The sequence below is a fragment of the Providencia sp. PROV175 genome, from assembly GCF_032707045.1.
Taxonomy (GTDB): Bacteria; Pseudomonadota; Gammaproteobacteria; order Enterobacterales; family Enterobacteriaceae; genus Providencia; species Providencia hangzhouensis.
Window position 1 is genome coordinate 2067513 of the sequence record NZ_CP120533.1, and the last position, 25990, is coordinate 2093502.

23 protein-coding genes and 2 pseudogenes are annotated in these 25990 nt (G+C 40.9%); 9 read left to right on the top strand and 16 right to left on the bottom strand.

All coding sequences use genetic code 11. From position 1 onward, the window contains the following. Positions 1 to 146 precede the first annotated feature (146 nt). Positions 147 to 1499, bottom strand: a complete 1353-nt coding sequence (locus P3L44_RS09070; RefSeq protein ID WP_004253528.1) for an MFS transporter — start codon at positions 1497 to 1499, stop codon at positions 147 to 149. Between the two features lie 669 nt (positions 1500 to 2168). On the opposite strand from P3L44_RS09070, the gene P3L44_RS09075 reads away from it, so the two are divergent. Next, the gene (locus P3L44_RS09075; RefSeq protein ID WP_140172252.1) at positions 2169 to 2549 is read left to right on the top strand and encodes an SH3 domain-containing protein; all 381 of its coding nucleotides are present in this window, start codon (positions 2169 to 2171) and stop codon (positions 2547 to 2549) included. 189 nt (positions 2550 to 2738) lie between these two features. On the opposite strand, the pseudogene mgtE reads toward P3L44_RS09075, so the two are convergent. From mgtE to purM, 6 genes and pseudogenes are all read right to left on the bottom strand, one after another. Beyond that, a pseudogene (gene mgtE, locus P3L44_RS09080) lies at positions 2739 to 4025 on the bottom strand (magnesium transporter); the annotation flags it as partial. A gap of 360 nt (positions 4026 to 4385) precedes the next feature. Continuing rightward, complete coding sequence (locus P3L44_RS09085; protein WP_140172250.1) at positions 4386 to 5915, bottom strand: exopolyphosphatase; 1530 nt, start codon at positions 5913 to 5915, stop codon at positions 4386 to 4388. A 4-nt stretch (positions 5916 to 5919) separates the two neighbouring features. Next, positions 5920 to 7989: a polyphosphate kinase 1 gene (ppk1, locus tag P3L44_RS09090; RefSeq protein WP_004253537.1), complete on the bottom strand. Its 2070-nt coding sequence runs from the start codon at positions 7987 to 7989 to the stop codon at positions 5920 to 5922. Between the two features lie 54 nt (positions 7990 to 8043). Next, entirely contained in the window at positions 8044 to 8631 is a 588-nt protein-coding gene (gene speG, locus P3L44_RS09095) for a spermidine N1-acetyltransferase (protein ID WP_004911388.1), read from the bottom strand. A gap of 237 nt (positions 8632 to 8868) precedes the next feature. Next, on the bottom strand, positions 8869 to 9507 hold the full coding sequence (gene purN, locus P3L44_RS09100) for a phosphoribosylglycinamide formyltransferase (protein ID WP_004253539.1): 639 nt from the start codon (positions 9505 to 9507) through the stop codon (positions 8869 to 8871). Next, positions 9507 to 10547, bottom strand: coding sequence for a phosphoribosylformylglycinamidine cyclo-ligase (purM, locus tag P3L44_RS09105; RefSeq protein WP_272661906.1), 1041 nt, complete (start codon positions 10545 to 10547; stop codon positions 9507 to 9509). The genes purN and purM overlap by 1 nt, the downstream gene beginning before the upstream one ends. 354 nt (positions 10548 to 10901) lie before the next feature. On the opposite strand from purM, the gene upp reads away from it, so the two are divergent. The 3 genes from upp (at position 10902) to hda (ending at position 13751) form a co-directional block, all read left to right on the top strand. Beyond that, on the top strand, positions 10902 to 11528 hold the full coding sequence (gene upp, locus P3L44_RS09110) for a uracil phosphoribosyltransferase (protein ID WP_004253541.1): 627 nt from the start codon (positions 10902 to 10904) through the stop codon (positions 11526 to 11528). A 98-nt stretch (positions 11529 to 11626) separates the two neighbouring features. After that, the gene (gene uraA, locus P3L44_RS09115; protein ID WP_272661907.1) at positions 11627 to 12922 is read left to right on the top strand and encodes a uracil permease; all 1296 of its coding nucleotides are present in this window, start codon (positions 11627 to 11629) and stop codon (positions 12920 to 12922) included. Positions 12923 to 13049: 127 nt separating this feature from the next. Then, the gene (gene hda, locus P3L44_RS09120; RefSeq protein WP_036957653.1) at positions 13050 to 13751 is read left to right on the top strand and encodes a DnaA inactivator Hda; all 702 of its coding nucleotides are present in this window, start codon (positions 13050 to 13052) and stop codon (positions 13749 to 13751) included. A gap of 43 nt (positions 13752 to 13794) precedes the next feature. Here the strand turns inward: hda and arsC are convergent, their stop codons facing one another. Then, positions 13795 to 14151, bottom strand: coding sequence for an arsenate reductase (glutaredoxin) (gene arsC / locus P3L44_RS09125; protein WP_094960485.1), 357 nt, complete (start codon positions 14149 to 14151; stop codon positions 13795 to 13797). A 12-nt stretch (positions 14152 to 14163) separates the two neighbouring features. Beyond that, positions 14164 to 15627, bottom strand: a complete 1464-nt coding sequence (locus P3L44_RS09130; RefSeq protein WP_036958108.1) for a tetratricopeptide repeat protein — start codon at positions 15625 to 15627, stop codon at positions 14164 to 14166. A 196-nt stretch (positions 15628 to 15823) separates the two neighbouring features. Here P3L44_RS09130 and P3L44_RS09135 point away from each other — a divergent pair, with 196 nt between their 5' ends. After that, positions 15824 to 16888 carry an AI-2E family transporter gene (locus tag P3L44_RS09135; protein ID WP_004253547.1) on the top strand — a complete coding sequence of 355 codons (1065 nt, stop codon included), beginning with the start codon at positions 15824 to 15826 and terminating at the stop codon, positions 16886 to 16888. Positions 16889 to 16935: 47 nt separating this feature from the next. Here P3L44_RS09135 and bcp read toward each other — a convergent pair whose 3' ends face one another. Next, positions 16936 to 17406 (bottom strand): thioredoxin-dependent thiol peroxidase, encoded by a 471-nt coding sequence (bcp, locus tag P3L44_RS09140; RefSeq protein WP_004253548.1) that lies wholly within the window; start codon positions 17404 to 17406, stop codon positions 16936 to 16938. Positions 17407 to 17420: 14 nt separating this feature from the next. Further along, positions 17421 to 17978 carry a glycine cleavage system transcriptional repressor gene (locus P3L44_RS09145; RefSeq protein ID WP_004253549.1) on the bottom strand — a complete coding sequence of 186 codons (558 nt, stop codon included), beginning with the start codon at positions 17976 to 17978 and terminating at the stop codon, positions 17421 to 17423. 287 nt (positions 17979 to 18265) lie between these two features. Between P3L44_RS09145 and dapA the strand changes: the two genes are divergently transcribed. The 3 genes from dapA to purC all read left to right on the top strand — a co-directional run bounded on the left by dapA (position 18266) and on the right by purC (position 21482). Then, positions 18266 to 19174, top strand: coding sequence for a 4-hydroxy-tetrahydrodipicolinate synthase (dapA, locus tag P3L44_RS09150; RefSeq protein ID WP_004253550.1), 909 nt, complete (start codon positions 18266 to 18268; stop codon positions 19172 to 19174). Between the two features lie 16 nt (positions 19175 to 19190). Further along, positions 19191 to 20246 carry an outer membrane protein assembly factor BamC gene (bamC, locus tag P3L44_RS09155; RefSeq protein WP_004253551.1) on the top strand — a complete coding sequence of 352 codons (1056 nt, stop codon included), beginning with the start codon at positions 19191 to 19193 and terminating at the stop codon, positions 20244 to 20246. A gap of 522 nt (positions 20247 to 20768) precedes the next feature. Beyond that, positions 20769 to 21482, top strand: coding sequence for a phosphoribosylaminoimidazolesuccinocarboxamide synthase (purC, locus tag P3L44_RS09160; protein WP_004911363.1), 714 nt, complete (start codon positions 20769 to 20771; stop codon positions 21480 to 21482). A gap of 59 nt (positions 21483 to 21541) precedes the next feature. On the opposite strand, the pseudogene P3L44_RS09165 reads toward purC, so the two are convergent. The 5 genes and pseudogenes from P3L44_RS09165 to P3L44_RS09185 form a co-directional block, all read right to left on the bottom strand. Continuing rightward, a pseudogene (locus tag P3L44_RS09165) lies at positions 21542 to 22297 on the bottom strand (energy-coupling factor ABC transporter ATP-binding protein); the annotation flags it as partial. A 52-nt stretch (positions 22298 to 22349) separates the two neighbouring features. Continuing rightward, positions 22350 to 23213, bottom strand: a complete 864-nt coding sequence (locus P3L44_RS09170) for an energy-coupling factor ABC transporter ATP-binding protein (RefSeq protein ID WP_272661909.1) — start codon at positions 23211 to 23213, stop codon at positions 22350 to 22352. Then, positions 23204 to 23908: an energy-coupling factor transporter transmembrane component T gene (locus P3L44_RS09175; RefSeq protein WP_272661910.1), complete on the bottom strand. Its 705-nt coding sequence runs from the start codon at positions 23906 to 23908 to the stop codon at positions 23204 to 23206. Before P3L44_RS09175 ends, P3L44_RS09170 begins: the two co-directional genes overlap by 10 nt. Then, positions 23909 to 24490: an ECF transporter S component gene (locus tag P3L44_RS09180; RefSeq protein WP_140172246.1), complete on the bottom strand. Its 582-nt coding sequence runs from the start codon at positions 24488 to 24490 to the stop codon at positions 23909 to 23911. 36 nt (positions 24491 to 24526) lie between these two features. After that, entirely contained in the window at positions 24527 to 24952 is a 426-nt protein-coding gene (locus tag P3L44_RS09185) for a PPC domain-containing DNA-binding protein (protein ID WP_112307956.1), read from the bottom strand. A gap of 582 nt (positions 24953 to 25534) precedes the next feature. Between P3L44_RS09185 and P3L44_RS09190 the strand changes: the two genes are divergently transcribed. Further along, complete coding sequence (locus P3L44_RS09190; RefSeq protein WP_004253572.1) at positions 25535 to 25987, top strand: DUF441 domain-containing protein; 453 nt, start codon at positions 25535 to 25537, stop codon at positions 25985 to 25987. Positions 25988 to 25990 lie beyond the last annotated feature (3 nt).

Below are 25990 nucleotides of genomic sequence, written 5' to 3' on the forward strand. Positions count from 1 at the left end.
GTGATAGGTACAAAGAAAAATGGAGGAAATATGAATAAGTGTCAATTTCTGTACTTGTATACTTCAGTGCTTGTAAAGGGGGAGAGCGGGGGAATAATTTTGTATCAATTAAGATTGCCCCCCGAGTAAATAGGGGGCAATCGATTTTATAAACTAGAAGCTTTTAAGACCGCAGATTTTTCGTTTGAAGACTCTGAATTGACAGTCCAACCTTTCCAAGATAGAGGAATGAAGGCTACAGCAACCGCTAATAATGAGACGCCAGCGACATAATAGGCAGGTGCCATGTGAGATTGCTGCAACCAAGCACCAGTTAATATTGGTGTTAAACCACCAAAAATTGCATAAGCCACATTGTAAGCGAATGACAGGCCAGAATAGCGAATTTCAGGTGGAAATGCGCGTGTACTGATAATTGGAGTGGTTGCAATCGCGCCAACAAAGAAGCCCATCAAGCCATAGTTAAAAATTAACGTACTCGCCGCAATATCACTGGATAATGACGAATAGAAGTAAATTGCCGTTACGGCTAATCCACCCCATGATAAAGTCATTGAGGTACGTGTTCCGGTTTTATCGCCTAACCAACCCCAGAAGATACAGCCCAATGTTAAGGTCAATGTCGCCGCGCAGTTAGCTTGCAATGCCACATTCCTATCAATGTTATAGATCCCTTTTAACACCACATCTGGTGTCATCAAAATGGTGACAACGATAGCGGTTGATAATGACCACGTCAGTGCCGCAGTGATCATACAAGCTTGTTTATGAGACTTAATGACGGTTTTGACGGGTAATTCTTGTGACAAGGCCTTTTTGGCTGCCAGTTCTTTAAATATCGGGGTTTCTTGTAAAAAACGACGTAAATACACAGAGATAAACCCAAAAACACCACCAAGAATAAATGGAATACGCCATGCGAAATCATGAATTTCAGTTGTGGTATAAGAGCGTTCAATAATAATAGCGACGATAGAGCCTAATAAAATACCGCCAGTGATCCCAGAAGTCAGTGTACCGACACCTAAGCCATAGCGTTGCTTTGGTGTATGCTCTGCAATAAATACCCATGCACCTGGCATTTCACCACCAATCGCGGCACCTTGCATAATACGCATTAACAGCAGTAATAATGGAGCAGCAGCACCAATAGTTTCAAAAGTAGGTAAGAAACCAATAACAAATGTTGGGAATGCCATTAAGAAAATACTGAGGGTAAACATTTTCTTGCGGCCAATTTTATCCCCGAAGTGAGCCATGATAATGCCACCAAGAGGGCGAGCAAGGTAACCTGCTGCAAATAGACCCAGTGTTGCCATTAGCGCGAGAAATTCGTTATCCCCTGGGAAAAATAGTTGGGAAATAATTTTTGCGTAAAAAACAAAGATAACGAAGTCATAAAACTCAAGAGTTCCCCCTAAAGAGGATAAGCCTAATGTTTTATAGTCTTCTTTGCCCAAAGGTCTCGCAGAGGGCTGGCTGGCGGTTTGCGGTGTCATTATAGTTTCCTTCTAACTACCTGTAATACTAAATTGCATAAATTCAAAATAATAAGCATTGACTCATAATAATGAGCTAATCATTTTTATTGGTGCAGATAAGAGGTATAAAACGTTGGATGGGTATAACTTAGTTTAATACACAGTATCTTTCTTGCATGAGTATATTTATAGCAGGAAATTCTATATTCTGTAAACCTCAACCCTAAAAACAAGAATGACATTCCAATTAGTTTTGATTTGTTAGCGTATTGATTTGGTGTGATGATAAATAACCTTATATGATGTTAATAATATGAATTTTGCAGAATATCGTATATTTAAATTAGTGAGTTATAGCGTTAATTATATTTAATTTAATAAATTCTTACTGAATTATGGTAAGTAAATATTACCTAGATATTATTCGTTATAATTAACTTTATTAATCTAGATAAACTAAATAACTATAAAATCATTTAATTAATAGATAAATAAAAGGGTTGTTTGCGGGGTTTTGGTTTTTTAGCTGGGATTTGCTGTCCGAGGAAGTGTTTTGTAAAATGATGTCACTTCAGATTTAAAATGTCACCTTGTTCTCCAAAATAGAAACGTCTCTTTCTTTTTTACGGAATTTGCTCTAATTTTCTAGTATGATAGTAAAAATTAAAAACTATTATTGGTAACTTAATGAAAAAACAGCTGATTGTGATTAAGAGACATATTTCTGAATACCCTAATCCTATTCATTTCTCGGCCGGTAATCTGTTGACTGTAGGCGAAAAATACGTAGGAGATGAGGGCTGGGATGATTGGTATCTTTGTTCGTTTAACGGTTTGAGTGGTTGGGTTCCGAAGCAGCTAATTGAATTAACTAGCGAAACTACAGGAGTGGCCAAAGAAAGCTATAGTGCCTTGGAACTGAACGTGGAAACACAGGAACATGTCATTGGATATAAAAAAACCAATGGTTGGATTTGGTGCGAAAAATTAGATACAGGAGAGCAAGGCTGGATCCCTGCATTAAATCTAAAAGAAATCGAGTTGAGCGGCAGCGTCACGCCTCCGTAATCGTTTTTCAGTAACAGCCTGAATAACATTGATCCTAATTGATTCTTTATCCGACATAGTCACCAACATTTTGAATGTCCTTATCGCGACAAAAGGTTTATTCCTTTATGCTGTAAAAAGTGACATTACTAAATTGGAGCTACAGATTGCACGCGCCTAATCTAAGAGTAGGACGCGTGCAGAGCGAATTTAAACGAGGAACAGTGTGGCTAAGCCAAGGAAAATAAAGAAACCGCCTGTATCTGTGATGGCGGTGATCATCACGCTAGAACCGATAGCAGGGTCCTTGCCCATTTTCAGCATAATGAGTGGAATAAGCACGCCCATAATAGCCGCCATCAGTAGGTTCAAGATCATTGCTAATGTCATAACTGCACCCATAGCGATATCGCCATAAAGGAAGTAGGTGACGACACCCATAATTCCTCCCCATACAACCCCATTAATAAAGGCGACACCAAGCTCCCTTAACATTAAGAAAGAGAAACTATTGTTTTGTATCTGGTGCAGGGCAATGGCACGAACAATCATGGTAATGGTTTGGTTTCCCGTATTACCGCCAATTCCTGCCACAATAGGCATTAATGTGGCAAGGGCGACTAATTGGGAAATCGTATCTTCAAAAACCCCAATAACACGAGAAGCCACAAAAGCGGTACATAGGTTAATGGCTAGCCATGTCCAACGGGTTTTAACGGCTTGGCCGACAGGGGCGAAAACGTCTTCTTCAGGGCTTAACCCCCCCATACGACGAATACTGTTATCGTTTTCTTCACTAATGTTATCAACGATATCTTCAACCGTCAGGCGGCCCATTAGTAGGCCGTTGTTATCAACAACAGCTGCAGAAATTAAGTCATAACGTTCGAACGCACTCGCTGCGTCTTCGCCTTTTTCATCAGGCAAGAAGGTCACTGTGTCAGTCTTCATGACATCGGCCACTATTTTTTCAGGGGATTGCGTTAAAATAGTGGTTAGAGGTAATTCACCTTGTAAATAATTACTGTTATCGACAACGAAAATTTTGTCGGTCGCTTCTGGGATCTTGCCCCGTTGGCGTAAATAACGTTGAACCGTTTTTAGCGTCACATTTGGGCGTACGGTGACGAATTCAAAATCCATCATTTGACCGACGCTATCTTTCGCATATTGTAAAACTTCGCGAATACGGCTACGCAGACTAGGTTCTAAATAGGTGAGGAGCCGACGCATGGTGTCACGAGGTAAATGCTCAGCAATATAGGCTTGTTCGTCAACATGCAAGTTGGCAACGGCGCGCAGTAGTTCTCTGTCAGACATATCCTTAATTAGGCTATCCCAAACAGAAACCGAGGCCTCAACTAACACTTCACCACGTTCGTTATTATCAACAAGACGCCATAACGCGAGACGCTCATCATAAGGGAGCATTTCTAAGATATCGGCGATATCCGCAGTGTGTAAATCAAGTAGCAATTCTTTTACAAGACTAATTTTTTCACTAATTGCTTTGTCATCAATACTGACGTGTTGATCATTTTCAACAAGCGCATGGACGAACTCTTCGTCATCTAAAAATAGCGTCAGGATTTGCTGGCGAATATGTGCCAGTTTTTGAGAGTGCGGGTTGACTGTTGGCGCCGCATCGGTTGAGAAAGCAGATTGTGACATTTTAATCCTTAAAGCAATAGCAGCGCAAAAGCGCTTTTTATGAATTCGTCTGCGAGCGGACGAAATTTATTATCATTATTGTCGCCTATTTAAATAATATATCAAATAGTTGAGTCAAATAAGCGGTGATTTTCAAGTCATCAATGATGAATAATAAGAACAAATCACTACAATAATGGCCGCAAATTACTCATTTTCTGCGCAAATAGTTAACGACCAACCGGGAACATCTTCCCAATAGCCACTTTCCTTTTCTAAATCTAATAACATCAATGCATTTTGCACGAGATATTCAGATGGTAAATAGATAGTCCAGTGCCCATCATCCGTTTCTATCCGTAACGAAGAAGGGATTGTTGTAGATTGGCGTTGATTATTTAACAAAATGGCTAGCCGCAAAATTTGGATAAGCGGCATAAATTGTTTTCTTTTAAATAAATTAAATTTAGGGATATCGTCATACTTAATAGCCCTACGATGGTTACGTACTAATGTTGCCAGTAATAGTTGCTGTTCTTGGTTGAAACCCGGTAAGTTAGTATTTTGCAAAATATAAGCAGAATGGCGGTGCATACCACTATGATTAATACTTAAGCCAACTTCATGGAGCATAACCGCCCATATTAAAATGGATTCTAACTGTGGATTGAGTTGTTTAGGGTTTTGCTGCCCCCATTGGAAATAGAGCTCTTCCATCGTTTTTAATACACGTTTAGCTTGCTCTCTATCAATATTATAATGCTCAGCAAGGCTTAATGCAGTACGTTGACGGATATCTTGGTGACGGAAGCGGCCTTCCATTTCATATAAAACACCTTCACGTAATGCACCGTCAGATAAACGTAACTCTTTAATTTCTAATGAATCAAAGACGGCAAGTAAAATGGCTAAACCTGGGACAAATACGTGTTTACGTTCATTAGAGAGGCCGAGTATATTTAGTGCGCTAAATGACTTATATTTCAACGCCATTTGCTTGATTTCGATAAGGCGTTCACGGGTGATAATACCGTCTTTATAGCCTAATTCTTGTATTACACTATGGGCAGCTTTGATGGTGCCCGAGGCACCCATCGCGACGTCCCAAGTTTGTTTTTTAAATAAAATCGCAGTGCTTTCTAGCTTTAAGCAAGCCCCTAGGTAGGCGCGATTGAAAAATTCAGGATTGATTTCTTCATTTGGGAAGTAAGTGCGAGCAAAGCTCACACACCCCATTCGGCGGCTTTCAATCAAAAGCGGTTCAAACTTTTCACCAATGACTAACTCAGTTGAACCGCCACCGATATCAAGTACTAATTTGCGGCCTTTTTCGGGTTGGGTGTGTTCAACGCCCATAAAAATCAATCGAGCCTCTTCTTGGCCTGAAATGATTTCAATAGGATAGGGCATGATTTCTTTAGCGCGTTGCAAAAATAGTTTCACATTCGTTGCGACACGTAATGAGTGTGTGCCAACAATACACACGTTCTCAGGGGAAAATCCTTGTAACCGTTCGGCAAACAACGCGAGGCAGGCAAGGCCACGCTCCATGGCTTCATCACTTAATTCATTGGTATCACTTAGGCCATCAGCAAGGTGAACACGTTTTTTCAAACGAGTGAGAACTTGCAATGCACCGTTAACAATACGAGCAATGACCATATGAAAACTATTGGAGCCTAAATCTATAGCCGCAATTTCTTGTGGTCTCGGTGTTGAGGCGTTGGTTATTGGCATATTTTTAAGCTCTTGTATCAGGTGTTTCGATTGATTTTAAATAATCATACACAGCAAGCTGGGCTTGGATTTTTCGTTTATTTCCGCGGGGAACATAATGATTACTTAAATCTTTGTCAACATAACGTGCTTTTACGGTATCGCTAAATTGCAGCTCTAAAATATCCAATACCCGTTGTTTTAAATGCGGGTCGACTAAACTAACGGCAACTTCAATGCGGTAGTCAATATTGCGCGTCATCCAGTCAGCGGAGGAAATAAAGACTTTTTCGTCACCCGCATTGGTGAAAACATAGACACGGTCATGCTCAAGAAAACGGTCAACAATGCTGGTTACTTGAATATTTTCACTATAGCCGACTTGACCCGCCACTAAAGAGCACATTCCTCTGACTAATAAACGAATTTTGACACCTGCATTGGAGGCATCATACAGTTTGTCGGTCAATTCTTTGTCGACTAGATTATTAATTTTTAATGTGATGCCACTGGGGCGTTCAGCGAGTGCATTTTCGATTTCTTGGTCAATTAAGGCCATTAAACGAATCCGTGTATTTTGTGGGGACACCATTAAATTATCGAAAGTCACTGGGCGATAGGGGTTTTCTATAAAACTAAATACCCGACGAACTTCGTTGGTGATCAGCTCATTTGCTGTGAGTAGCGAGTAATCGGTATAAAGCCGAGCGGTTTTTTCATTAAAATTACCCGTACCAATATGAGCGTAGCGAACGATTTGGCCTTCTTCCATACGCGAGATAATAAACAATTTCGCATGGATTTTAAGCCCTGGCGCGGAGAAAATAACATGCACGCCAGCTTCGGTTAACCGTTTTGCCCAATGAATATTGGCGGCTTCATCGAATCGAGCTTGTAACTCAACGACCACCGTGACTTTTTTTCCATTATGGGCAGCATGAATGACGGAATCGATAATGCGTGAGTCTTTCGCAACACGGTAAATATTAATTTTTATCGACAATACATTCGGGTCAAAAGACGCTTGGCGCAATAATTCTAAAGTATGTTCAAAGGTATAGTAGGGATAATATAACAGCACATCGCGTTCGCGAATGGCATCGAAACCGTTACGGAAATTATCAAACCAGCGGTGACGCAGCCTTGGTAATGGCTTGTTTAATAGGTTTTTATTTCCTTCATTAGGGAAATTAATAAAGTCTTTAAAATTGTGGTAGCGGCCACCGGCAATCACGGAGTCATCGCTGGATAGCCCCAGTTTTTCACGTAAAAGAGCAACCATTTCGTCAGGCATATCACGCTGATAGACAAAACGGACGGGTTCTGCGGTTAAACGTTGTTTTAATGTAGATGACATTATTTCGAGCAAGCTCGATTCCATCTCTGTTGCGATGTCGTACTCTGCATCACGCGTCATTTTCATCGAATAGGCATTGAGCTTATCGTAATCAAAAAAACCTTTGAAAATTTCATCGAGCGTATAGCGAAGGATATTATCAATTAGGATCATTGACTTGCGACGCTTTGGCATTTCCGGCGGTAAGTTAACAAACCGAGGTACTTTATCAGAGGGAATTTCCAATAGCGCATACTGAATGTGATTGCCATTGATGATTTCAACGGCAAGGTACGTGTAGTCATCTTTTAGAAACTCAACCAGATTGGTGTCAGGATTAATTAATATTGGCGTAATATGCTGGCGCAGGTTCTGCCGGAAATATTGACGTAACCAAATCTGTTGGCGAGGCGAAATTTGACGTTCGTTAATCAAGAATATTTGATTGCGCGCCATTTCCAATAATAAGTCATTATAGAGAATGTCGAACTCTTGTTCTTGTTTGGCAACTCTTGACTGAATTCTCTTTAACAAGTGGCGAGCACCGCTTGCCGAACCCCGTTCTTCATTAATTAAAATACGGCGTTTAACGTCGGCGAAGCGGACTTTATAAAACTCGTCTAAATTATTGGAATAAATACCCAAAAAACGCATTCGCTCAATAAGAGGGTTACGCTTGTCGGCTGCTTCTTGTAAAACACGCTCGTTAAAAGACAGCCAGCTTAACTCTTTTTCATGATAGAGACGTTCTTGGGACATTCTAACTCCGTATTAGACTCTTGTTACTTTATGGCTATGATACCAGTCAGTTAGCTAAATGTGTTGTTTAATTGCTTTATCTTGGGTAATAACACTTTCTGGATTAGCAGATTGTTGCTTCATCGTAAAATATTGTTGCTGAAAAATACACATACGGATAGCGGTGTGATAGCGACCATTGACAAAGAATTCGTCGATCAGTTCGCCTTCAGTATGGAAGCCTAGTTTATTATAAATATGGATAGCTTTAACATTTTCTTTATCAACAATAAGATAAAGTTTATATAAGTTTAGTACGGAAAACGCGTAGTCCATTGCTAATTTCGCAGCGCGACTCGCATAGCCATGGCCTTGATGGCTCGGTGCAATGATAATTTGAAACTCAGAGCGTCGGTGAACATAATCAATTTCTACCAATTCGACTAAGCCAACTTTCTCACTGTCATTTTCAACGATAAAGCGGCGTTCAGACTGGTCATGAATATGTTTATCGTAAAGATCGCTTAATTCAACAAAAGCTTCGTAAGGTTCTTCAAACCAATAACGCATAACACTGGCATTATTATCAAGCTGGTGAATGAATGCTAAATCTTCACGTTCAAGTGGGCGCAACCTAAACGGATGAACTTGCCCGGTTGTCATAAAAATACCTCTATTTAGTTAGGAAAAATGTGTTGTTCTTCGATTACAAGGATAACATTTATTTACGATAAAATAATGACACAGCACAGAGAGATGATCACCTTGTTGAAAAATAATTCATTTTACTTAGGAGGACGCTGTTTAACTCAATACCGTTCTATGTTATTTTCATGCGAAATACGACGAAAAAAGGGTGGATATCCACCCTTAAGTTTATATTTTTCGCTGTCACGAAGGTTACTCGTTAGCATAACCTTGTTGCGGTAAAATTTGGTTATCTAACACAGCGTTACCTTTTTGCATTGTTAATCGGCCACTGATGAACCATTCAACAACTAATGGGTAAATCGCATGTTCTTGAGCTTTAACCCGATCGATAATATCTTCTTCGCTATCTTGTTCAAAGATAGGCACTTTGGCTTGTAAAATAACCGGCCCGCCATCCAGCTCTTCTGTAACGAAATGCACCGATGTGCCATGTTCTTTATCCCCATTTTCCAGCGCCTTACGGTGTGTATGTAAACCGGGGTATTTAGGTAGCAAAGAAGGGTGGATATTGAGTAATTTTCCAGCAAAGTGGTTGACGAATTGGGCTGATAAGATACGCATAAAACCCGCTAATACGACTAAATCAGGCTGGAATTGGTCAACCTGCGCGAGTAGTGCAGCATCATATGCTTGGCGGTCAGTATATTGTTTCGCATCTAAATAACAGGCTGGGATCCCAGCCTGTTGTGCTCGAACAAGCCCATAAGCATTGGCTTGGTTGCTGATAACAGCAACAATTTGAGCGCCAATTGCCCCAGAGCGACAGCTATCAATTAATGATTGCAAATTACTGCCACTGCCAGAAATGAGGACAACTATTTTTTTCATTAGCGGATCACAACCTGCTCTTCACCCGCAGGTAATGCACTAATTGTACCGATTTGCCATGCGTTTTCACCAAGCTTGTTCAGCAGAGCAAGTGCATTTTCGACTTCTTGCTGTGGCAGAGCAATAATAATCCCCACACCACAATTGAAGGTACGGTACATTTCATGGGTACTAACATCACCAGCTTGCTGTAGCCAATTAAAGACTGCGGGCCATTGCCAACTGCTGCCGTCAATAATCGCTTGTGTGTTGTCAGGTAGTACGCGAGGAATATTTTCCCAGAAACCCCCACCGGTTATGTGTGCAATGGCGTGGATATCGCTATTTGCGATCAGCTCTAATACATTTTTAACGTAAATGCGTGTTGGCTCTAATAAATGGTCAGCTAAAGGTTTCCCATCTAATTGCGTTTCTTCTGGGTTGGTTTGACTGACTTCAAGGATTTTGCGAACCAGCGAATAGCCATTTGAATGAGGGCCGCTAGAAGCTAAAGCAATTAAGGCATCCCCAGCACTCACTTTGCTGCCATCGATGATTTCTGAGCGCTCAACAACACCCACACAGAAACCCGCCACATCGTAGTCTTCACCATGGTACATGCCAGGCATTTCAGCAGTTTCACCGCCAACTAATGCGCAACCAGATTGTTTACAGCCTTCTGCGATACCTGTAATCACGCTAGCAGCAGTATCGACATCCAGTTTACCTGTTGCATAATAATCAAGGAAGAATAGAGGCTCTGCGCCTTGAACAATCAGGTCATTGACACACATAGCGACGAGGTCAATCCCAATGGAGTCATGACGTTTTAAATCCATTGCTAAGCGTAATTTGGTACCGACACCGTCAGTGCCTGAAACTAAAACAGGTTCACGGTATTTTTGCGGTAGGGAACATAATGCACCGAATCCCCCAAGCCCCCCCATAACTTCTGGGCGGCGGGTTTCTTTTACGACACCTTTAATACGTTCAACCAAGGCGTTACCCGCATCAATATCAACACCGGCATCTTTATAGCTGAGAGAGGTTTTATCAGTCACTACGGCCCCCAAGGCAATTACATTTTTGAGAAAAATAACATCATTGACATTATTCTAACAGGCTAGGCAAACGTTTGCGATAGCTTTGTGTTGGAAATTTTTGGGTACCACAATCAAAGAATAGGAGAACGTTATAGAAGCCGTACAGCAAAATAATAAATGATTTTATTTAAATCAAATTTGCGGTTTAGCCAATTTCAACTTAACTGAGATAAGGTATAATTCTAAAAAAAATTGTGTTAATCGTTGTTGTTTTGACCAAAATCAAGCGTTATCTAGTGGCAACCAAAGCTAAAAGAGGTATAATCCGGCGATTTTTTTGTCCGCCGCCGTCTTAAATAGTAGGAGAAACCCATGAAGATCGTTGAGGTAAAACACCCTCTCGTTAAACATAAACTCGGCCTGATGCGAGATCATGATATAAGCACAAAACGCTTTCGTGAACTGGCCTCAGAGGTTGGTAGCCTACTGACTTATGAAGCAACTGCTGACCTTGAAACTGAAAAAGTGACTATCGATGGTTGGTGTGGTCCTGTAGAAATAGAACAAATTAAAGGTAAGAAAATCACTGTAGTACCAATTCTCCGTGCTGGTATTGGTATGATGAATGGTGTATTAGATAGTATTCCAAGTGCACGTATCAGTGTGGTGGGTGTTTATCGTGATGAAGAAACACTGCAGCCTGTCCCTTATTTCCAAAAACTCGCATCTAACATTGAAGAACGTATGGCATTAGTGGTTGACCCAATGTTAGCGACGGGTGGCTCAATGATTGCTACCATTGATTTATTAAAAAATGCGGGTTGTACCTCGATTAAAATCTTAGTCCTTGTTGCAGCGCCAGAAGGCTTAAAAGCGTTAGAAGCTGCGCATCCAGATGTTGAATTATATACCGCTTCAATTGATGAGTATTTAAATGAAGAGGGGTATATCGTTCCGGGTCTCGGTGACGCGGGCGACAAGATATTTGGTACTAAATAATGATAAGCCGACTGAGAAGTCGGCTTTTTTTTGATTAATTGTAGAGACTCACTGCTTATTCAGTGATTAGCCATTTCGCTAAAAGAGGATAAAGTCACATGACTCGTCGCACCATCAGTGTTGAAGAAAGACCACCATTATTACAAACTATCCCACTGAGCCTTCAACACCTGTTTGCTATGTTTGGCGCAACCGTTATCGTACCGATTCTGTTTGGTGTAAACCCCGCAACAATTTTGCTGTTTAATGGAATAGGAACGCTGCTGTACTTATTTATTTGTAAAGGGCAAATTCCAGCTTATTTAGGTTCAAGTTTTGCATTCATTTCCCCTGTGTTGATTTTATTACCATTAGGTTATGAATTGGCACTTGGCGGCTTTATCATTTGTGGCGTGTTGTTCTGTATAGTTGCGCTGATTGTTAAAGTTGCAGGAAGAGGGTGGATCAACGTCATGTTCCCCCCAGCGGCAATGGGGGCAATCGTAGCTGTAATTGGTTTAGAGCTTGCTCAAACCGCTGCAGGTATGGCAGGGCTATTACCTAAAGATGGCGCAGTGGTTGATTCGAACACGTTAATTATTTCCCTGACCACATTATCAGTCACTATTCTCTGCGCGGTCGTTTTCCGTGGGTTTTTATCTATAATTCCAATTTTGATTGGCTTTTTAGCGGGTTATGCATTGTCCTATTTTATGGGAATTGTGGACTTTACCCCGGTTATTGAAGCGCCATGGTTTGCTATCCCAACATTTTATACACCACGCTTCGAATGGTTTGCTATTTTAACCATTTTACCTGCGGCCTTAGTCGTTATCGCTGAGCACGTAGGGCACTTAGTGGTCACGGCGAATATTGTTGAGCGTGACTTAATGAAATCGCCAGGTTTGCATCGCTCACTGTTTGCGAATGGGTTCTCGACAGTGATTTCAGGTTTCTTTGGCTCGACACCGAATACGACTTATGGTGAAAATATTGGGGTAATGGCAATTACCAAGGTATACAGCACATGGGTGATTGGCGGAGCTGCAATTATTGCTATTTTATTATCTTGTGTTGGTAAATTAGCTGCTGCTATCCAATTAGTGCCGGTTCCTGTCATGGGCGGGGTTTCACTCTTATTATACGGGGTAATTGGTGCATCAGGTATTCGTGTGTTGATTGATTCAAAAGTTGATTATAACAAGCCACAAAATTTGATTTTAACCTCAGTGATTTTAATTATTGGTGTTAGTGGTGCGGTTATCCATATCGGTCAAGCGGAACTTAAAGGTATGGCACTGGCGACGATTGTCGGGATATTTATGGCATTATTGTTCCGTTTTATAACGTTTGTTAGGCCTGAAAAGCAATTTGTAACATCTGAAGTGCAAGAGCTTGATAGCAATAAAAAATAAGCTATGTGATTTTCCCTATTGCCGTTCGGTTGATCGAGCGGCATTTGCTCACCGTTCTTATTCATCTATCCGTGTTTTTTATGGTAAACTGCTAGATGAAAATTGATTTGTACAGCCAGAGGCGCTTCTGAACACACCATCACAGCTTTCATTACCACTATATCTGCCAGATGATGAAACCTTTGCAAGCTTTTATGCAGGGGAAAATGGGGCGTTGCTGTCTGCTATTCAGTCTGCTATTAATCAACCACACGGTAGTTATATCTATTATTGGTCGCGAGAAGGTGGTGGAAAAAGCCATTTATTACATGCGGCTTGTGCTGAACTGTCTGAACAAGGCATTGCAGTAGGCTATGTCCCTTTAGATAAACGTGCATATTTTGTCCCTGAAGTACTAGACGGTATGGAACATTTATCACTCGTTTGTATTGATAATATTCAGTGCATCGCGGGTGATGAAGAGTGGGAAATGGCGATTTTCAATTTATATAACCGTATTTTGGAAATTGGCCGAACTTGTTTATTAATCACTGGGGATAGGCCACCTCGGCAAATCGAACTGAAATTACCTGATTTAGCGTCTCGCCTTGATTGGGGACAAATTTATAAACTGCATCCACTGAGTGACGAAGATAAAATTTGGGCACTGCAATTACGTGCTCGTATTCGTGGTTTCGAATTACCGGAAGATGTGTGCCGTTTCGTATTAAAACGTTTAGATAGAAAAATGGGAACCTTGTTTGATATCTTAAACAAACTTGACCACGCATCCATCGTTGCTCAGCGCAAATTAACGATCCCTTTCGTAAAAGATATTCTAAAACTTTAGTAGACTAAATGAGTTGGCAGCCGCATAGCTGCCAAAATAGTGACTATAAGATTTCACAGACTTGCTCAGGCGGACGGCCTAAGCGTGCTTTATCACCATTAACAACGATAGGGCGTTCAATCAACTTAGGGTTCTCATGCATCGCTTTAATGAGTTGGTCCTGAGTTAAGCTGTCATCGTTTAAATTCAATTCCTTATACAGCTCTTCTTTGGTGCGCATTAATTGACGAGCATCTTTAAAGCCTAACATTTTAAGGAGTTTTTTGATCTCAGCTACCGTTGGGGGTGTTTTTAAATATTCGACCACCGTGGGAGTGATACCCTTATCAGTTAAAAGGGCTAGGGTTTCACGACTTTTAGAACAACGTGGGTTGTGGTAAATCTTAATCGAATCCGTCATTATTTTAACTCCTTACGGTTTTGCATTTTTGTCACGTAATTGTAGTTTTCTAAGCGCATCAATGCGAGCGTCATAACGCTGTTGTTCATAGCTGCCTAAACGGCTTTGACGGCTAGCATCGCTGAGATAATTAATCGCAGTGTCATAATTACCCCGTAATGCCATTCCTTCTGCGTAAGCGGCGAGTTCTTCTGTACGTTTACCTTGCTTTGCAGACGCTTCAGCCAGTAAATCCCAGCCAATCGGGTCATCAGGGTAATCAAACGTATATTTATTCAACAAGGTTGTAGCTTCTTTATATTGATGATTATTAATTAATGCGTTGGCAAGGTTAACAATGAAAACAGTATTTTTCGGTGTTTTTTTCAATGCGTTTTGTAAACGCGAAACTGCTCTAGCAACTTGATTTTGTTCGATATCGACATCCGTCATACTATCAATAAACCAAGGGTTATCAGGTTGTTTCGCTAATAGCTCTGTCAGGATTTTTCCTGCTTCTGCATATTTTTTGTCCTGAGAAAGAAGTAACGCTTTACCATATTGTGCCGCAATTTGCTCTTGTGCAGAACCTTTCCCGTAATTTTCAATAATTTGGTCTAAGGCATGTTTTTGCTCGGTGCTATACATGGCCAAAATACGAACGCGAGCTAACATAAAATCCAGTGATGATGGCACGCTCACTTTAGGATATTGATTAGAGCGGTTTCTTGCATCCGCTAAACGGCTATCCGGTAAGGGGTGCGTTAATAGGATTTCAGGGGGCTTCGACATATAACGAGTTTGGTCTGACATCGTTTGCATAAAATCAGCCATGGCGTGTGGGTCAAAGCCAGAGCGCCTTAATGTCTGCAAGCCAATACGGTCAGCTTCTTGTTCATTGGCTTGGGTAAAGCTGATCATACCTTGTTGAACCCCAGCCATTGTTCCTGTTAAAGCGGCAAAACCGGCTTGAGGATTCGCCATCACTAACAGTAAAGAACCAATGGTCCCTGCAATCGCGAGAGGAGTGGTGCTTTTCTGGTCTTCCATCATTCGCGCAAGGTGTCTTTGCGTGACGTGAGATATTTCGTGAGCCATGACTGATGCGAGCTGGCTTTCATTTTGGCTGTACCGAAATAATGCGGAATGCAGCACGACATTCCCCCCAAAATAGGCATATGCGTTAATATTGGGGTTATTGACTAAATAGAACTTAAACGGTGTTTTAACTGAGTCGGCATTTTTTACTAAGCGCATGCCAAGTTTGTTAACATACTGAGTTAACAGTGGGTCATAAATAAGAGGGGTACTGGCTCGTATTTGGCGTGTGATTGCGTCTCCCATAATAATTTCTTGGTTGATGCTAAGAGTGCCTCCCGCCGTCGTTCCTATATCGGGTAAGGTATCTTCAATTGCGCTATAAGCAGGTAAAACTGCACCGTTCATTAGCGCAGCGATCATGAAAGCCAATAATGGATATTTTAAAGTTTTCTTCATGAAACGTGAGTATCCCATACAACATTTAAATTTAGGGTAAGTACCGACTTTATTTCGGGTATGTTTAAGTAAGGCACCTAAAAACGCGAAAAGTTTAAAACACATGATAGCAAAAGCTATCGTAAAATCTGTTCTTCGGTATAATTTTCGTTACTTTAGGAACTGTCCTTTGCACTAATTCCCCCAGGAGCAATAAATGCTGGAATTGTTTTTACAGTGGTATCGTCGGCGTTTTGCTGATCCACAAGCCATAGCCCTCTTTACATTACTCGTATCGGGGTTTGTGATCATCTTCTTTTTCAGCAGTATACTGGCTCCATTGCTGGCGGCAATTGCTTTAGCTTATTTACTTGAATGGCCAACCAATTTATTACAGCGTATAGGGTTATCTCGTTCAGTTGCTGTCGGTATTATTTTGACCTTATTCGCTGGAATAAGTGCCATGGTTATTTTAATTATTGCGCCGACGGCATGGCAGCAAGGGATTAATTTGATGGCCGATCTACCAAATATGGTTAACCGTTTCAATGAATTCGCACAGAAATTACCAGAGCAATACCCCGCATTAGTGGATGTTGGCATTATTGATATGATGGCAGATAACCTTCGTAGCCGCATGTCGGGTATTGCGGACTCAGTGGTTAAAGCGTCAGTTGCATCATTAATTGGTATTTTTACTTTGGCGGTTTACTTAGTTCTAGTGCCTTTGATGACATTTTTTCTTTTAAAAGATAAAGAACGTATCAGCAAAAGCTTTCTTAAGTTATTACCCAAAAATCGTTTGTTAGTGGGCAAAGTTTGGGTCGAAATGAATGAACAAATCACCAACTACTTACGAGGGAAAGTAACAGAAATGGTAATTGTTGGGGTGGCGACCTATTTATGTTTTGCTTATTTTGACTTGCGCTATTCCGTATTGTTATCGGTTCTTGTCGGAGTAGCGGTATTAATCCCTTATATTGGTGCGGTAGCGGCCACGATCCCAGTGGTTATTGTTGCGCTCTTTCAGTTCGGTATCGGCAGTGAATTTTGGTACCTAATGTTAGTTTACTTAGTGATCCAAGGTTTGGATAGCAACGTTGTTGTGCCTTTATTGTTTTCTGAAGCGGTAAATTTGCATCCACTAGTGATTATTTTATCTGTTGTGATATTTGGTGGGTTATGGGGCTTTTGGGGCGTATTTTTTGCAATCCCATTAGCAACACTGATTAAAGCGGTCATTCACGTATGGCCGGAAGAGCCAACGGAATCACAAAACTAGGTTAGGAATAGTGCTGTATGGGGGCATACAGCACTAAGATGTGGCGATTAAGCGTGTGTATTAATGTAATCAAGCACGATTTCGTGGTGGTTACTGGTTTTAAAATTGTCAAAGACGTGTTCTATTTTCCCAGTAGGGTCAACGAGGAAGCTAATACGATGAATCCCATCATAGGTTTTCCCCATGAATTGTTTTTCACCCCAAACCCCAAATTGCTCACATACTTGGTGGTCTTCATCTGATAATAAAGTGAAGTTCAACATCTCTTTTTCAGCGAAACGAGACAGTTTCTCTGGTTTGTCTGTGCTAATACCTAATACTTCGACACCTTTCGCTTTAAGTGTATCCATTTCATCACGTAGACCACACGCTTGAACAGTACAACCAGGGGTCATCGCTTTAGGATAAAAGTAAACTAATACGCGCTGACCCTGATAATCAGAAAGATTGATGAGCTCACCATCTTGGTCAGGAAGGCTAAATTGAGGCGCCTTATCACCGGCTTTCAATGGGTTCATTACATATATCTCCGTTAACTTTGCATGTTGGGGTTGTTAACAATACTTATGTTGCCTTTAGCATTTAGCATTGTACACAGTTGTTGAAATTTATTTTTTATGATTATGCCATTATCGTCCAACGGGTCGTGTGCAGTAATCTGAATCTCCAGTTGAGCGGGCATATCATTATTGGCTGGTTGTGTTTTAGAAACAAGCTCTGCGATATTACACTGCGAGGTTGTGAATAAATTTGTGAATTGCTCGACAATACGGGGTGCATCGTCAACAACAACATTCACTGTTACTGTCGATGGGTAATAGGTTGTTTGAACACTCTGGGTTCTTTTCATTACGATGAGCAAATCAAGCTCGGCACCCTTAGGTGGCAATGTCGCCTCTAAAAGGGTGATAGCATTCCAACTGCCTGAAAGCATCATAATGAAGGTAAATTCCTTGCCAAACATCGCTAAGCGACTATCTTCAATATTACAATCACACTCGCTGACTAGCCGTGTAATAGTATTCACAATGCCCGGACGATCTGTTCCCAGCGCAGTAATGACAAGAAATTGCTGTTCAGTCTTAGGCAAAGTCTATTCCTTAGTATTTTAATTATGTCAGTTAAACATTTGATTAGAATATAGCAGTAAAATTCTAGCACTAAAAACTGACTGACTATGAAGGTAAGGAAACCATAAAAAAGACAATCTGCCAAGAGGGGAAATAGACTCTTGCGAGAAATATCAGTGAATTATTACTTCTATTTAAGTTAATGTGCTCGGCATTAACAAAATTCATTAAATTCTTGCTGTTGGGTGGTTTTCTTCTTTGAAATGAAAAAGTAACATGGTAGTTCAATTATTGAGGGGGTATCGCTATGGCTAATGGAAACGCAAACTATAAAGATTTTTTAACGGGAAGCATTGTTGCAGTTATCACACCAATGGATTCGGCGGGGCGTTTAGATAAAGCCAGCTTAAAAAAATTGGTGGATTATCATGTTGAAAGCGGAACAACTGCGATTGTTTCTGTTGGTACAACTGGCGAATCAGCAACCTTAACGCACAAAGAACATGTGGATGTCGTGAAAGCGACACTTGAATTAGCGGATGGCCGTATTCCTATTATTGCAGGAGCAGGCGCAAATGCGACAGCTGAAGCTATTTCGCTGACAAATGAGTTTGAAAACAGTGGTGTAGTTGCTTGCCTGACGGTAACACCTTATTATAATAGACCTTCTCAGGAAGGGTTATATCAACACTTTAAAGCAATTTCAGAAAACACGAGCTTGCCACAGATTCTTTATAATGTACCATCACGCACTGGCTGTGATATGTTGCCTGAAACCGTTGGGCGTTTAGCAAAACTGGCGAATATTGTTGCAATTAAAGAAGCAACAGGGAACTTAGCTAGGGTTCATCAAATCAAAGAACTGGTTGATGATAATTTTGTACTGTTAACAGGTGATGACGCAACAGCACTTGATTTCATGCAACTGGGTGGTCAAGGCGTTATTTCAGTCACATCCAACGTTGCGGCACCACAGATGGTAAAAATGTGTGACTTAGCGCTTGCAGGCAAATATACTGAGGCGCGTGAATTAAATAAAAAACTGATGGGGCTTCATCTTCAGTTATTTGTTGAACCAAATCCAATTCCAGCGAAATGGGGCTGTCATCGCTTAGGCCTGATTGCAGATGGTACATTACGGTTGCCAATGACACCGTTAACCACCTCGGGCCAGCAAAAAGTTGAGGAAGCCTTGAAGCTCGCTGGGTTACTGTAAAATTTAGGGAATTTTAATGGCAACATTATTGCAAAAATCGAAGGTTATGAAGGTTGCTGGCCTGTCACTTGTCGTGTTACTGGCAGCCTGCTCCAGCGATCAGCGCTATAAACGTCAGGTCAGTGGTGATGAGGAATATCTCAATGCTGCGCCATTGAAAGTGTTGAATGTGCCACAAGGGCTGACATTACCAGAACAAAATGGTGAGTATGATATCCCTAAAGCCACATCAACAGGGGCAATAGGGAAAGCGTTAGACATTCGTCCGCCAGTACTGACAATTTCGCAATTAGCGGGTTCTCGTACAGAGGATAGCGCTCAAGCAAGTCGTTTGTTGCTAGAAAATACACCTGAAAATAGTGCACTTTGGTCACAAGTTACGATGATCTTAGAGCAAAGAGGTATTCCAGTTTCATCTAAAGATGATGGTTCTCGCTCAATTGAAACCGATTGGGTCAAATGGGATCGTGCAGATGAAAACGTACCGATTGAGAGTCGCCATAAAGTAACAGTGCAACCAGAAAATGGTATGATGGCGTTAACGGTAACCAGCTTAGGCTTACGTCAAGGTGGTGAGACCATTACCGATGTTGTCGAAACTCAACGTTATAACAAACTGTTATTGAATGAATTAACCGATAACTTATATACGTTGCGTGATACTTCAAACAAAAATAGCATCCAAAATGCTTATGGTATCATTGATGTTCAAACAGGTAGTGATGATACTGGCTTACCTTTAGTTGTTGTTCGTGCGCCATTTGATGCAGTATGGGAACGCTTACCACACACCTTAGAAAGTGTTGGCATGAAAGTGGGTGACCGTACACGTTCAAGTGGTTCTGTGATGGTGACTTATAAAGGTTTAAGCAGTTCAGAATGGCAGGCGTTGGGCATTGATGACCCAACTGTGCCAGAAGCGGATTATAAAGTGCAGGTCGGTGATTTAAATAACCGTAGTACACTGCAATTTATCACCACCAAAGGTGTTCCTTTAACACAAAAACAAAATGATGAAATGGTTGCTGCACTGAAAGCGGCGTTTAGTAAAGCACCAGCTAAAAAGCAATAATTCAACATTTTTAGATGACTAATTAAACCGTAGCTTAAATACAAGCTGCGGTTTTTTTATTTAAATTGGATGGGTTTGTATTGGGGTAAAGATATTAAGCTTCATACGCATAGGCTGGTGGTTATCAGCTCTGTATTTTGTTTATTTAATGCTTATCGTAACCTATATGCTTAGTTAATTATTAATTAGCATTCCATCAGTTTCAATTTTCCTTCTCTGGAAGGCTAATTTTATCTTTCATGTTTTCACTTAAAACAAATGGACAAAAAATCAGTATTTATGGTTAAGTAATCGTTTGCGTCCGCTCCGGAATTTTATTATCATGATTAGCAGTCAATTATAAAATATTGAATATCAGCTAGTTAGCGTTTTACATAGTGAATTTCAGTAACTGACTGAAACAGAGCAGAAAATTAACAATGAATAGGCCATTTGAATGGTTTTTGTTCTTCTGTTACTTATCTGAATCTGCTGTGCAGGTTGATTTTTGTTTAGTTTAATCACATCCCTGGAGTGTGTAAGATGCAAAAGAAAGCTGAGTTGTATCGTGGTAAGGCAAAAACAGTCTATACCACAGAGGATCCTGATCTACTGGTTCTGGAGTTCCGTAATGATACATCAGCACTCGATGGTGAGCGTATCGAGCAGTTTGACCGTAAAGGTATGGTAAATAACAAGTTTAACCATTTCATTATGAGCAAATTAGAAGCAGCCGGTATTCCAACGCAAATGGAAGCATTATTGTCTGACACAGAAGCTCTAGTGAAAAAGTTAGATATGGTGCCGGTTGAGTGTGTGATCCGCAACCGTGCAGCGGGTTCACTGGTAAAACGCTTAGGTGTTGAAGAAGGCATGGTGTTAAACCCGCCTTTATTTGACTTATTCTTAAAGGACGATGCCAAGCACGACCCGATGGTGAATGAATCGTACTGTGAGACTTTTGGTTGGGTGAGTAAAGAAAATTTGGCTAAAATGCGTGAGCTAAGCTACAAAGCCAATGAAGTGCTCAGTAAAATTTTTGCAGATGCAGGGTTAATTTTAGTCGATTTTAAACTGGAGTTCGGCTTGTATAAAGGCCAGGTTGTCTTAGGTGATGAGTTTTCCCCAGACGGTAGCCGTTTATGGGACAAAGAAACACTGAATAAAATGGATAAAGACCGTTTTCGTCAGAGCCTTGGTGGTCTAATTGAAGCTTACGAAGAGGTCGCCCGCCGTATTGGCGTGCAGTTAGATTAATTAATTTCCTATAATTTGAATGAGATTTTAGCCTGCATTGCAGGCTATTTTTTTATTTTTTAGTTATTAATCGGGCGCGACTGTTGGTTAATAAAATGTGTGATCCATGATGAAAGAGTGGTATCAGTAGTATTTATTTGTAGTTGCTGACTAAGTGATATCAATGTCGGTGCGGGAAGTGGGCTTTCAACTTGTAACTCTGGATGACCTAATACTTCCAGTGGTTGACCATCAGCGATTAGATTACCATTTGATAGATGTATTACACGTTGAAAATGGCGGGCGACAAAATCAAGATCGTGGCTAATCGAAACGACAGTTACCCCTTTTTCGCGTTGTAGTGTCAGCCAGTCTTCGAATTTTCGCATCCAAAAGGCATCAAAGTCACGGCTTGGTTCATCAAGTAGCAATAGTTTAGGTGAAACAGCCTCTAAGCAGGCAACAGCAACCATCCTGCGTTGGCCTGCATGTAAATCTAAAGGGTGTTTATCCGCCACATCGGATAAGTGACAAATTTCAAGTGCTTGCTGTACTCGCGCTTGAATATCACGTTTATGATGTTTTTGGCGTTTTAAACCAAAAGCAATTTCATCACGTACACAACTATGAAAAATTTGTTTCTCAGCTTCTTGGAATAAGATCCCAATATGGTTAGCTTTTTGTGGGGAGGAAAGAAGATTAAGCGGCAGGCTATCAAGCCGAATATCACCTTGTGTTGGGCGCAATAACCCCGCTAAAAGGCGCAATAGCGTTGATTTACCTGCACCATTATCCCCAACTACAGCGACCCATTCACCAGGGTGAATAGATAGAGATAAAGATTGTATGTTATCAATAGTTGAACTTGGCCAACGATAACTCAGGTTTTCAAGCTGTAACATATCGCTCCTTAAACATCTGTAGCAATTGTGCTTCATCGTGGGGAATATTTCCTTGCCAATACCCTAATTTGAGCAGTTCACCTACCGCGCGCCAAGCATCTGGCATATTGATTGTTTCAATGGCATCAAGAAAAACATCATTTAAACCACCTGTTGCGACCATTTTCCCAGCCTCTAAAAAGGTTTTACCCGTACTCAGCAAAAGGAATGAGTCACAGAAACTGGTGGTTGGTAATAAGTTGCGCTCAAAAAAAATAATGCTACAGCCTGTTTGTTCTGTATAGCGTTGTAATTGCGTTAAGATGCGTTGTGTTGCACTCGGTGTGAGCCGACTAAAGGCTTCATCAAGTAACAGGAGTTTGGGTTGCATCGCTAATGCGCTTGCTAACACCACTCGTTGCGCTTCACCGCCTGACAAGGTTGCAGGATGGCGCGTTCGCAGTGCCCTACAAAACGTCAGTTCAATGGCAAGCTCAACTCGCTCACTAATTTCGTCGGGTGTTAAACCGAGGTTCTCAGGCCCGAACGCAATTTCCTGTTCAACGGTAAACGCGCAGCCTGAAAGTTGTAATTGGGGGGATTGCTGAACTAGTTGGCGTGATATAGACACCTGAACCACGGAGTTGTCAGCTAAGGGCGCTCGTAATATCTCTGCGGTTCCTTCGATTTTCCCCTGAATGAGGTTATTGTGCCAACCGGCGAGTATTTGCGCTAATGTGCTTTTTCCGCTGCCGTTACCGCCAAATATGCATAGCCATTGGCCTGCGTTTAGCTGAAGATCAATCGGCCCTAATAGGGACTGCTCCGCACCTTGTGGAATGAAGCGCATTTGTTGTAGATTTACCACCACAGAGATAGACCACCTTCAATGAAAATTAACAGAACTAACCCATATCTAAGTACTGCTTGGAGAGAGCTATCTCTAGGCGGGTTTAATGTGGTGCGTTTGGCACAATAACGAAAACCACGCATATCTAATGCGGCTCCACGAATACTTAGTTCACTTAAGGTATTACTGGCAAATGGAAATAATAGGGCAGGTAACGATATAACACGTTGCCAAAAGCGCCCGTCAAGAGGGACGCCTCTTGCCAATTGTGCCTCACGGATGGTGTTTAATTGCTGACGAAATTGTTCTGCAAGTAATAACGGGCCTGCGAGTAGGTATGCAAAACTAGCAGGTAAACGGCTAGCAAATAACGCACGAATAAAGCGTTCAGTCGGTACATATTGCAACCAAAGCTGAGAAGCGCTAATAATCGTTAATAACTTAAACCACAATGCTAGTGCAAATTCAGGGCGGCTATTTTTTAATGTGGCTCCGGTTAATAGCTGAGCTAGCCAGCCACCATGAATTAACCAAAGCCCTGCCGCCATGGGAAGCATAATCCACGCAACTATTTTCCATCGGTGGCGTGCGGGCCGCCAAAATAATAAAACACCAAATGTGCTGCAACCTAGCAGAATTAATGGCCAGCTCAATGGCAAGAAAAGCGAGCTTACACTGAGCCAAAACCAAATTGTCAGCGAGGTAAATGGATGCATTTAACGGACCTTAGCCATATTTGGATAATTACGTTGGACACGTTCTGGTAATTGTCGAACCAATAACCAAGCAATAATGGCTGATGCGACTTTATCTGCAATATTGGCGCCTAATACTGTAATTGCCACCGATTCTAATAAGTTATCGCCAACAGCATGAAAATACGCGACAAAAAAGTCAGCGCCGCTACCGGTTGTTCCTGCAAACAAGTAAGTGCGAATGGGAACAGCAACGATCATCAACGCAAAAGTAATGACAACACCGGATAAAATCACTCTTGGTAAGGTGCGAAAACCACCTGCGCGAGCTAATAACCCAGCACTCAGGCCAATCATCATCGCGACAGGGGCGAAAGCCGCTGCAATTGGGCCGCTGAGTAAACCCCATAATAGATTTGTTAATAATCCACTCAATAGCGCAACCCAAGGGCCTGCTAATAATGCACAAATTAATGTTCCTATAGAATCTAGGAATATCGGCAGTTTTAACATTGAGCTTAATTGGCCAATAACCATATTAATAGCAATAGAAAAAACAATTAAAGTCAGTGTACGACTAGAAATAATCGACGATTTACTCATGACAAAGTCATTCCTTACAGTAATGGAATAATAAAATTAGCGAGAAGTGATGATAAGCTCTTCATAACCAGACAAAAGGCAAGGTTCACGAGTGAAATTAACTTTTTCAAGTTCCCCAATAATCAGCTCTAATGTTGTTCTAACAGTACAACCCGGCATCATATGGCCACCGAGAACTTTCCCTTCTTCATCAGAGACAGACAAATGCAGGTGTTCGCCGTTAGCATCTAACGTGCCAATTAATGAAACAATTTCGAATTTGCCTGTTGTGTGAAACGTGTTCTCTTGTCCTGCAAAACGCAGTGCGACATGAGTTAAGCTGCCGACGCTACTGGCAATAAATGCAGCTTGTAGGCTGTGTTGCTCAATTTTTCGTTTTAATGCTAAAAGCGCATCTTCTCCAGGCACTAAGCGGATAGCAATAAAACGAGCGTTTGAAAAGGGGGATAAAGATTGGTTCATATTGTTAATCCTAATCATTGTGCTTGCGCAGAGCGTCGCACAACCATGTAAATCATTAAAATTATAAATAATGCTAAGTTATGATTTTTCTGTATTAATTATTGGTGATTATTATACGTAATTGAGATGGATTGTCTGGTTGTAAAAGTATTTAGGACTATCTTCAGCAAAAGGCACCACAAGTTGGTTTTTATGATGATAAATATAAAAAAAATGCAGAAATAAAAAAATAAACAGTGATGAATATTCCGAATATTTAGCTTAAGTTTTGGTGGCGATGGGAGTTATCTGTATTGCCATGCTAATTTTATGTACAATTCGGCTTGTCACCGTGAAATATGCTAAGAAGGCATTTTTTAAAAAGTACTAAATAGATAATAAAGAACAACTAAAATGTCACACTTGAGTTAATACATTGTGCGGAAATAGTAAGGTTTTTTATTAATAAAAGTATCGTCACCGTAAAAATAAAAAGAGTTGGCGTTAATATTTGCTTCTTTGCTGATGAGCCAATAACATGTTTTTAAATCAGTCTATTTGCTGCTAATAAATTATAATTATGCGTTTTACAGGGATAAATCTATGAGTCATGTTGACCCAACATTAATCATTCTACTGGTATTAGCCGGGTTAGGTATCATTAGTCATAATATGACAGTCACTCTTGCGATGTTATTTTTATTGGTGGTCAGAATAACACCATTGAATAATTATTTTCCATGGGTTGAAAAATATGGCTTAACCATTGGGATACTTATCTTAACTATCGGTGTTATGGCGCCAATTGCGAGCGGTAAAATAACGGCAAATGAAGTATTGAGCTCATTTTTGAATTGGAAATCGATTCTTGCAATTGTCATCGGGATCGCCGTTTCTTGGTTAGGTAGCCGAGGTGTCACATTAATGTCCCATCAACCTTCTACTGTTGCAGGCTTACTTGTTGGAACTGTTATTGGTGTTGCTTTATTCCGTGGTGTTCCTGTAGGGCCTTTAATTGCTGCCGGGATCTTGTCATTATTAATTGGTAAATCATAGTAT

Coding starts and splice junctions, on each gene's coding strand:
- P3L44_RS09070 (WP_004253528.1), bottom strand. CDS start 1,499: ATGACACCGCAAACCGCCAGCCAGCCCTCTGCGAGACCTTTGGGCAAA.
- P3L44_RS09075 (WP_140172252.1), top strand. CDS start 2,169: ATGAAAAAACAGCTGATTGTGATTAAGAGACATATTTCTGAATACCCT.
- P3L44_RS09085 (WP_140172250.1), bottom strand. CDS start 5,915: ATGCCAATAACCAACGCCTCAACACCGAGACCACAAGAAATTGCGGCT.
- ppk1 (WP_004253537.1), bottom strand. CDS start 7,989: ATGTCCCAAGAACGTCTCTATCATGAAAAAGAGTTAAGCTGGCTGTCT.
- speG (WP_004911388.1), bottom strand. CDS start 8,631: ATGACAACCGGGCAAGTTCATCCGTTTAGGTTGCGCCCACTTGAACGT.
- purN (WP_004253539.1), bottom strand. CDS start 9,507: ATGAAAAAAATAGTTGTCCTCATTTCTGGCAGTGGCAGTAATTTGCAA.
- upp (WP_004253541.1), top strand. CDS start 10,902: ATGAAGATCGTTGAGGTAAAACACCCTCTCGTTAAACATAAACTCGGC.
- uraA (WP_272661907.1), top strand. CDS start 11,627: ATGACTCGTCGCACCATCAGTGTTGAAGAAAGACCACCATTATTACAA.
- arsC (WP_094960485.1), bottom strand. CDS start 14,151: ATGACGGATTCGATTAAGATTTACCACAACCCACGTTGTTCTAAAAGT.
- P3L44_RS09130 (WP_036958108.1), bottom strand. CDS start 15,627: ATGAAGAAAACTTTAAAATATCCATTATTGGCTTTCATGATCGCTGCG.
- P3L44_RS09135 (WP_004253547.1), top strand. CDS start 15,824: ATGCTGGAATTGTTTTTACAGTGGTATCGTCGGCGTTTTGCTGATCCA.
- bcp (WP_004253548.1), bottom strand. CDS start 17,406: ATGAACCCATTGAAAGCCGGTGATAAGGCGCCTCAATTTAGCCTTCCT.
- dapA (WP_004253550.1), top strand. CDS start 18,266: ATGGCTAATGGAAACGCAAACTATAAAGATTTTTTAACGGGAAGCATT.
- bamC (WP_004253551.1), top strand. CDS start 19,191: ATGGCAACATTATTGCAAAAATCGAAGGTTATGAAGGTTGCTGGCCTG.
- purC (WP_004911363.1), top strand. CDS start 20,769: ATGCAAAAGAAAGCTGAGTTGTATCGTGGTAAGGCAAAAACAGTCTAT.
- P3L44_RS09175 (WP_272661910.1), bottom strand. CDS start 23,908: ATGCATCCATTTACCTCGCTGACAATTTGGTTTTGGCTCAGTGTAAGC.
- P3L44_RS09180 (WP_140172246.1), bottom strand. CDS start 24,490: ATGAGTAAATCGTCGATTATTTCTAGTCGTACACTGACTTTAATTGTT.
- P3L44_RS09185 (WP_112307956.1), bottom strand. CDS start 24,952: ATGAACCAATCTTTATCCCCCTTTTCAAACGCTCGTTTTATTGCTATC.
- P3L44_RS09190 (WP_004253572.1), top strand. CDS start 25,535: ATGAGTCATGTTGACCCAACATTAATCATTCTACTGGTATTAGCCGGG.